This is a genomic window from Methylobacterium sp. CCH5-D2 (assembly GCF_001556475.1).
GTDB classification, from domain to species: domain Bacteria; phylum Pseudomonadota; class Alphaproteobacteria; order Rhizobiales; family Beijerinckiaceae; genus Methylobacterium; species Methylobacterium hispanicum.
The window spans coordinates 1-3306 of sequence record NZ_LSIX01001122.1; the positions used below are offsets into that span (position 1 = coordinate 1).

The 3306-nt window shown below is 68.5% G+C and carries 3 protein-coding genes; all 3 read right to left on the reverse strand.

The genetic code is table 11. The annotated features are described in order from the left end of the window. Positions 1-113 precede the first annotated feature (113 nt). Positions 114-545 carry a PaaI family thioesterase gene (locus tag AX737_RS30405; RefSeq protein WP_066927806.1) on the reverse strand — a complete coding sequence of 144 codons (432 nt, stop codon included), beginning with the start codon at positions 543-545 and terminating at the stop codon, positions 114-116. Positions 546-677: 132 nt separating this feature from the next. Beyond that, positions 678-2249 (reverse strand): SpoVR family protein, encoded by a 1572-nt coding sequence (locus AX737_RS30410; RefSeq protein ID WP_066927808.1) that lies wholly within the window; start codon positions 2247-2249, stop codon positions 678-680. Positions 2250-2298: 49 nt separating this feature from the next. Then, positions 2299-3306: YeaH/YhbH family protein (locus AX737_RS30415; protein WP_066927810.1), on the reverse strand; the 1008-nt coding region annotated here is incomplete at its 5' end.

Below are 3306 nucleotides of genomic sequence, written 5' to 3' on the forward strand. Positions count from 1 at the left end.
ACCCCTCACCCGGCTTTCTGCGAAAGCAGACCTCTCCCTACAGGAGAGGGGACCCACGCCTCGCTCGGAAATCGTCCGCTGCGCTCACGAGAGTACGGCAGCGCATCACATCCTCAGCGCGGCGGGATCGAGTAGGTGCCGGTGGCGTGGCAGACGATGTCGTCGCCGCCGCCCGCGGCGGTGATCGCGACCTCGCCGACCGCGAGCCGGCGGCCGAGCTTCATCAGCCGGGCCTCGGCGAGGAGGTCGCCCAAGGCGGGCTTCCGCAGGAAGTTGAAGTTCAGGCTCGTCGTCACCGCGAGCGCCACCGGGCCGATATTGGCCAGGATCGCCGCGTAGAGCGCGTAATCGGCCAGCGCCATCATGGCAGGCCCCGAGACGGTGGCGCCGGGACGCAGGAAACGCTCGTGCGCCTCGAGCCGCATCCGGGCGCCGAGCGGCGCGACGGCTTCGAGATGGTAGGCCCGTCCCCCCGCCTGCATCTGCGGGAACTCGCGGTCGAGGAAGTCCCGCGTCTCCGCGAGGGTCAGGACGGTCGTGCTCATGGCCCCATGCAGCACGGGCGCGGGTGGCGGGCAAGGGTATGAGGCGCCGTCAGCTTCGCCGGCATCGATGGATGAAACACCGCCCTTCTCCCGGACGCCCGGAGCGCCACCAGCATACTGCCAACTCCCGATCTAGAAAAAAATCGGCCGGGCGCTGGCGTGGTGCTCGGCCAGCACCGTGCCGCTGGCGGGGTCGATCTCCTTGAGCACCACGTCGTAGCCCCAGAGGTCGGCCAGATGCTGGAGCACGCGGTTCGCGTCCTCCTTCTGGAGCGTGATGCGGTTCAGCGCCTTGTGGTGCAGGATCAGCCGGCGGTCGCCCTCCAGGTCCACGTCCACCACCTCGATGTCGGGATCGAGCCACGCGACGTCGTACTGGCGGGCGAAGGAGCGGCGCATCTTGCGGTAGCCGCGCTCGTCGTGGATCGCCGCGACGCGCAGTTCCGGCTCGTCGGGATCGTCCACCACATGGAACAGGCGCAGGTCCCGCATCAGCTTCGGGGAGAGGAACTGCGCGATGAAGCTCTCGTCGCGGTAGTTCTCCCAGACGTCGCGCAGCACGGCCATCGCGTCGCCGGTGCCGGCGATCTCGGGGAACCAGTCGCGGTCCTCGGCGGTCGGCTGCTCCACGATGCGCTGGATGTCCTGCATCATCGCGAAGCCGATCGCGTAGGGGTTGTGACCGCCGTAGGAGCGATCGTCGTAGGTCGGCTGGCGGATGACGTTGGTGTGCGACTGCAGGAACTCCAGATAGGCCGCCTCTCCGATCTGCCCCCGCTGCGAGAGCGCGTTCATGATGCGGTAATGGACGTAGGTGGCGCAGCCCTCGTTCATCACCTTGGTCTGGCGCTGCGGGTAGAAGTACTGCGCCACGAGGCGCACGATGCGCAGGATCTCGCGCTGCCAGGGCCGCAGGCGCGGGGCGACCTTCTCCAGGAAGTAGAGGATGTTCTCCTGGGGCAGTTCCAAGAGCGCCCGCCTGCGCTCGGCGGCCGCGTCCGTGCGCGCCGCGCCGGGCTTGGCCGGCAGCGTGCGCCAGAGGTCGTTGTAGATCTGCTCGCCGTGCTCGACGCGCTCGCGCTCGCGGCGCTGCTCGGAGGCGAGGTCGGGGCGCTTCTTGCGCGGGTAGCGGTGCACGCCCTGGCTCATCAGGGCGTGGGCGGCGTCCAGCACCTGCTCGACCGCCTGATGGCCGTGGCGCTCCTCGCAGCGCGCGATGAAGCCCTTGGCGAAGTCGAGATAGTCGAGGATGCCCTCAGCGTCGGTCCACTGCTTGAACAGGTAGTTGTTCTTGAAGAAGTGGTTGTGGCCGAAGGCGGCGTGGGCGATCACCAGCGTCTGCATGGTCGCCGTGTTCTCCTCCATCACGTAGGAGATGCACGGGTCGGAGTTGATGACGATCTCGTAGGCCAGTCCCATCAGGCCGCGGCGGTAGCCCGCCTCGTGCTGGGCGAAGTGCTTGCCGAAGGACCAGTGCTTGTAAAACAGCGGCATGCCGATCGAGGCGTAGGCGTCGAGCATCTGCTCGGCCGTGATGATCTCGATCTGGTTCGGGTACCAGGAGAGGCCGAGTTCCGGCCCCGCCACGGCCTCGCAGGCGTCGTGGATGCGCCGGATGGTCTCGAAGTCCCAGTCGTTGCCCGAGAACAGCAGCTCGCCGGGCTTCGGCGGCTGGATCCTGGGGCGGCTCAGGCTGGTCACCATCCGGCCAATCTCCTCGCTGTCCACTCCCCTCCCCGCGCGGGAAGGAGCCTCACGCCTCCGCCTTCGCGTCCTTGCGGCCGAACAGCTCGCGGAACACGGGGTAGATCTCGCGGCGGTGGTTCACCTTGCGCATGGCGATGGCGCCGCCGGACTTGGCGACGGCCTCGTAGGTGCGCCAGAGCGTGGTGCGGTGCTCGACGAAGCCGGCCCGCGGCCCGTTCTCGTCGCCGACCTCCAGATAGGCGAAGTGCTGGCAGGCCGGCAGGATGTGGGCGCGCAGCAATTCCGTGGCGGTCGGCCCGTCGGAGGAGACGTTGTCGCCGTCGGACGCCTGCGCCGCGTAGATGTTCCAGTCGTTCGGATCGTAGCGCTCGGAGATCACCCGCTTCATCTCGACGAGCGCCGAGGAGACCAGCGTGCCGCCGGTCTCGCGCGAGCCGAAGAAGGTCTCCTCGTCCACCTCCGTCGCCCGGTCGGTGTGGCGGATGAACACGATCTCGACGTGCCGGTAGCGGCGCGTGAGGAAGATGTGGAGCAGGATGTAGAACCTTTTGGCGAGGTCCTTCATGTGCTCGGTCATCGAGCCGGAGACGTCCATCAGGCAGAACATCACGGCCTGGGCGATCGGTTTCGGGTAGGGCTCGAAGCGGCGGAAGCGCAGGTCGATCGGATCGACGTAGGGGATGCGCTTCGAGCGCTCGCGAAGCAGCGTCAGCGCCTGGACGAGGTCGGCCCGCTCGGGCGCCTCCTCGGGCAGGGCGTCGATGCGGGCCTCGAGCGCCGCGATCTCGTCGGGCTTCGGGCGCTTGAGCGCGATGCGGCGGGACATGGAGTTCCGCAGCGTCCGGCCCAGCGCGAGGTTGGCGGGCGAGCCCGTCACCGTGTAGCCGGCCCGGCGCATGCCCTCCGTCTCGACCACAGCGAGGCGGCGCTTGGCGAGATCCGGGAGTTCGAGGTCCTCGAGGAAGAGTTCCAGAAACTCCTCGCGGGTCAGCACGAAGCGGAAGGCGTCCTCGCTGTTCTCGCCGCCCTCCCCGCCCTCGCCGGAGCCGCGCCC

Coding starts and splice junctions, on each gene's coding strand:
- AX737_RS30405 (WP_066927806.1), bottom strand. CDS start 545: ATGAGCACGACCGTCCTGACCCTCGCGGAGACGCGGGACTTCCTCGAC.
- AX737_RS30410 (WP_066927808.1), bottom strand. CDS start 2,249: ATGGTGACCAGCCTGAGCCGCCCCAGGATCCAGCCGCCGAAGCCCGGC.